The 4,361-nt window shown below is 64.6% G+C and carries 5 protein-coding genes and 1 pseudogene; 2 read left to right on the forward strand and 4 right to left on the reverse strand.

All coding sequences use genetic code 11. The features are described from left to right. Window positions 1-264, forward strand: a 264-nt coding sequence (locus EN781_RS27155) for an FAD-dependent oxidoreductase (protein WP_189347882.1), incomplete at its 5' end; no start/stop codon positions are given. Here the strand turns inward: EN781_RS27155 and EN781_RS27160 are convergent. From EN781_RS27160 to EN781_RS34540, 4 genes and pseudogenes are all read right to left on the reverse strand, one after another. After that, entirely contained in the window at window positions 228-1,301 is a 1,074-nt protein-coding gene (locus tag EN781_RS27160; RefSeq protein ID WP_126059341.1) for an ABC transporter ATP-binding protein, read from the reverse strand. The two genes, EN781_RS27155 and EN781_RS27160, sit on opposite strands and share 37 nt — an antisense overlap. 55 nt (window positions 1,302-1,356) lie before the next feature. Next, entirely contained in the window at window positions 1,357-2,181 is an 825-nt protein-coding gene (locus EN781_RS27165) for an ABC transporter permease (RefSeq protein WP_126058016.1), read from the reverse strand. Beyond that, window positions 2,178-3,094: pseudogene (locus EN781_RS27170) on the reverse strand (ABC transporter permease). The gene EN781_RS27165 and the pseudogene EN781_RS27170 overlap by 4 nt, the downstream one beginning before the upstream one ends. Beyond that, on the reverse strand, window positions 3,091-3,252 hold the full coding sequence (locus tag EN781_RS34540; protein WP_189347883.1) for a hypothetical protein: 162 nt from the start codon (window positions 3,250-3,252) through the stop codon (window positions 3,091-3,093). The pseudogene EN781_RS27170 and the gene EN781_RS34540 overlap by 4 nt, the downstream one beginning before the upstream one ends. 151 nt (window positions 3,253-3,403) lie before the next feature. Here EN781_RS34540 and EN781_RS27175 point away from each other — a divergent pair. After that, a partial coding sequence (locus EN781_RS27175) for an aminotransferase class III-fold pyridoxal phosphate-dependent enzyme (protein WP_127400506.1) occupies window positions 3,404-4,361 on the forward strand: 958 nt, incomplete at its 3' end.

Below are 4,361 nucleotides of genomic sequence, written 5' to 3' on the forward strand. Positions count from 1 at the left end.
GATATGCTCGATTTCAGCCACCGCGACTGGACGGATGACCGCTGGAGCGGCGGCGCCTATGGCGATCTCATCGTCGACGCGACGGCACGGGATGCCGAGCGCACGATTCTTGCCGGCGCGCCGCCGGTGCATTTCGCCTCGTCGGAAGTGTCGCCGTCATTTCCCGCCTATGTCGAGGGCGCTATCGTGGCCGGGCGCATCGCCGCCGGAAAGATCCTGACCAGCCTTCAATCCGCCATCGCCACCAGGGCTTCGGGATCGTAGGCGAGGCGGATCGGCGCGCCGACGGGGATGTCGTCGGCGCCGAAATCGTTGGTCTCCGTCACCGAGAGCGGCTTTTCCAGGCCGGGTATCTCGACGATCAGGTGGGTGATCTCGCCGAAATAGTGGCGCTCGACCACCTTGCCGGCGACCTCGAATTTGGCCGTCGCATTGTCCCACAGTACGCGCAGCCGTTCCGGCCGGATGCCGAGCGTCGCCGCGCCGCCATTGCGGACAAAAGCCTTCGGCTTGTCGGTCCTGACGCGGCCGAAACCCAGCGTGTCGAGCACCAGCGAGGCGCCGTTCTCCTCGACGATTTCGGCCTTGACGAAGTTCATGCCGCCGAGGAAATCGGCCACCTGGCGGTTGACGGGGCGCTGATAGATCTCCTTCGGCGAGGCGATCTGCGCGATCTTGCCGCCGAACATCACGGCGATGCGGTCCGACATGGCCAGCGCCTCGTACTGATCATGCGTGACCAGCACGAATGTGATGCCGACCGCCTGCTGCAACCGGCGCAGTTCAACCTGCATCTGCTCGCGCAGCTTCTTGTCCAGCGCCGAGAGCGGCTCGTCGAGCAGCAGCACCTTGGGACGCATGACCAGCGCGCGGGCGAGCGCCACGCGCTGGCGCTGGCCGCCGGAGAGCTCGGTGGCCCCGCGCTTGCCGAGACCGGTCAGCGACACCTGCGCGAGTGCCTCCTCGACGCGGCGCCTTTCCTCGCCCGCTTGCAGCTTCAAGCGCTTCAGCCCGTAGGCGACGTTCTGCTCGACATTGAGATGTGGGAAGATGGCATAGCTTTGGAATACCATGTTGGTCGGACGGCGGTTGGCGGGAATGCCCTCCATCGGCTGGCCGTCGACGGCGATCGAGCCGCTGGTCGGATTGTCGAAGCCGGCGATCATGCGCAAGAGCGTGGTCTTGCCGCAGCCAGATGGGCCGAGCAACGAGAAGAACTCGCCTTCCCGGATGGTCAGCGAAGCATCGTCAAGCGCCTTGAAGGCACCGTAGCTGCGGGTGACATCGCGGATCTCGATCATCGGCCGCTCCGACTGGAGACGATCGGCCTGGCGCGGCCGTTTGGCCTCAATCACATCAGGCATAAAGGCCTCCCTCGGTCTGCGTGCGCCTGGCCGCCCGTCGGCGCAGGATCTCGGCAATGGTCATCAGCAGGAAAGAAGCGAGGAGCAGCAGCGTGCCCAGCGCCAGCACACCCGGCAGCTTGGCCGCGAATCGCAGCTGGCCCCAGATGTAGATCGGCAGCGTCGCCTCGGTGCCGGTCAGGAAGAAGGCGATGATGAACTCGTCGAGCGAGATGGTGAAGCAGACGAGCAGGCTGGAGATGATCGCCGGCATCACCATCGGCAGTGTCACCCGCCGGAAGGTGCCGAAGGCACTCTCGCCGAGATCGGCGGAGGCTTCCTCGAGGCTGCGGTCGAAGCCCTCGAAGCCGGAGGTCAGCACCGTCATCGAATAGGGGATGCAAACCAGCACATGGCCGAGCACGACGGTGAACAGCGACAGGCTGAGGCCGAGCTGCAGCATCACCAAGAGCATCGAAATGGCGACGATGACCTCCGGCAGCACCAGCGGCGCCATGATCAGCCCGTTGATGGCGCGTCGGCCGGGGTAGCGGTAGCGGGTGATCGAGCGGGCGGCCAGGATGCCAAGCACGGTCGACAGGACCGAAGCGGAGACGCCGACGATCAGGCTGTTCCAGGTGGCGTCGATCAGCGCCGGCGTGCGCGGCAGGTCCTCGTACCATTTGAGGGTGACGCCCGAGAGCGGGAATTTCGGTGTCGCCGCGGTGTTGATCGAGAAGATCGGCAGGAAGACGACCGGCAGATAGAGGAAGGCGACATAGAGGAAGGCATAGGCCGATAGCCAGCCGCCTGGGAGCAAGCGTTTGATCGCCATCATCGAGCCAGCCTCTGCGCGGCGCGGATGATCAGCACGTGGCGCCCGCCATCAGCGTCACGATCACCATGGTGGTAACGGAGAGCGCGGCGCCCAGCGGCCAGTTCGACGCCTTGCCGAACTGCGCCTGGATGGCGTTGGCGATCATGACGCCGTCCTTGCCGCCGACCAGCTTCGGCGTCACATAGTCGCCGACCGTCGGGATCATGACGATGAGCATCGCCGAGATGACCCCCGGCGTCGACAGCGGCAGGGTCACGCGCAGGAAGGAGCGCAGCGGGCCGTCGCCGAGATCCGTCGCAGCCTCGACCAGCGTACGGTCGACTTTTTCCAGCGAAACGAAGATCGGCAGGATGGCGAAGGTCGCCCAGGCATGGGTCAGCGTGATGATGACGGCGCTCGAATTGTAGAGCAGCGCGGTAGAAGGCTCGTCGATGATGCCGAGGCCCATCAGGCCGGAATTCAAGACGCCGTTGTAGCCGAGGATCACCTTCCACGACATGACCCGCAGCAGGTAGCTGGTCCAGAGCGGGATGGTGATGAGGAACAGCCACAGGCTCTTGTGACGGCCGCCGTGGAAGGAAATGAAATAGGCGATCGGGTAGGCGAGGATGACGGTGAGCACGCTGACCGTCAGTGAGATGTAAAGCGAGCGCCAGAGCAGATCGCGATAGATCGGCTCGGTCAGTGCGATGCGGTAATTCTCCAGCGTGAAGGCGTGGTCGATGGTCAGGTAGTTCTGCGTCCAGAAGGAGTGGGCGAAAACCACCAGGATCGGCAGCACCAGCAGGACGAGGGCATAGAGGAAGGTGGGGCTGATCAGGGCAAAGCCCTGGACGGGTTCGGACCGCAGAAGGGCATTTCGTCTGGCCCGCGACATGCGCAGCGGGGGCGAGCCTTCGGCAGCCGCCGTCATTGCAGCGCTCCGGGCGTGATTTCGGTCGCTGGCACGAACAGTTCCGGCATGTGGTTCCCATTGGTCAGCGCCGGCGGCTTGTTCCCTTTTTTGCTCGCGGCGCAACCGAACGGTGCGTTGCTGGTCGCGCCGCTTGCTTGCCGGCTTTCTTTCATCATGAGCGCATCCGCCAATTGAAATCAAGCGCTATTTCTGTAATATTGATTGAACGGACATTCAAAATGAAGTGAAGAAAGACCATTTTTCCGGGGCTTGCCGCTTCATTCTTTGTCCGCCGAAGGATCCACAACCATACGATGCGAGGCTAAGATGGCGGCTGCAAGGGAGATCAGGGCGAGGGAAACCAACCAGCCCGGCGATGACGATGCCGTGGAGCTGGCCAAGCGCCATCTCGTCCAGCCCTGGCCGTATGCCGGCTCGGTCGGCGCCGAGGCGCGCGCGCTGATCGGCGAGGGCGACGGCATCTACATCACCGATGCTTCCGGCAAGCGGCTGATCGACGGGCCGGCCGGCATGTGGTGCCTCAATGTCGGCCACCGCCGCGAGGAACTGGCCAGCGTGATGTACAACCAGGCGATGGCGCTGTCCTACAACACTCCGTGGTACACGATGAACGCGCCCTCGGCGGAGCTCGCCAGGCGCATTTCCGGTCACGCGCCCGCCGATCTCAGCCACACTTTCTTCACCACCGGCGGCTCGTCGGCGGTGGAGACGGCGCTGCGCTTCATGCAGTTCTACAACAATGTGCGGGGACGGCCGGAGAAGAAGCTGATCCTCAGCCGCGGCGGCGCCTATCACGGCTCGACCTATCTGTCGGCCTCGCTCAATGGCCGCCCGCGCGACCGCGACTGGATGGACGGCGCCGACGAGTTGGTGGTCAAGCTCTCCTCGCCCGATCCGTTCCGGCGGCCGAAGGAGATGAGCATCGCTGCCTTCACCGATTTCCTGGTGGATCAGTTCCGCGACACCGTCGCCCGCGTCGGTGCCGACAGGATCGGCGCCTTCGTCGGCGAACCGGTGCAGGCCTCGGGCGGCGTGGTCGTGCCGCCGGAGGGCTATCTGAGGCGCGTCCGCCAGATCTGCCGCGACAACGACATCCTCTATGTCTCGGACGAGGTGGTGACCGGCTTCGGACGTCTCGGCCACGTCTTTGCCTCCGGCGAGGTGTTCGGCATAGACCCGGACATGATCACCTTCGCCAAGGGCGTCACCTCGGGCTATTTCCCGCTCGGCGGCGTCATCATCTCGGGGCGGCTGCTGGAACAAC

It is taken from the genome of Mesorhizobium sp. M4A.F.Ca.ET.090.04.2.1, assembly GCF_003999085.1.
Classification (GTDB): Bacteria; Pseudomonadota; Alphaproteobacteria; order Rhizobiales; family Rhizobiaceae; genus Mesorhizobium.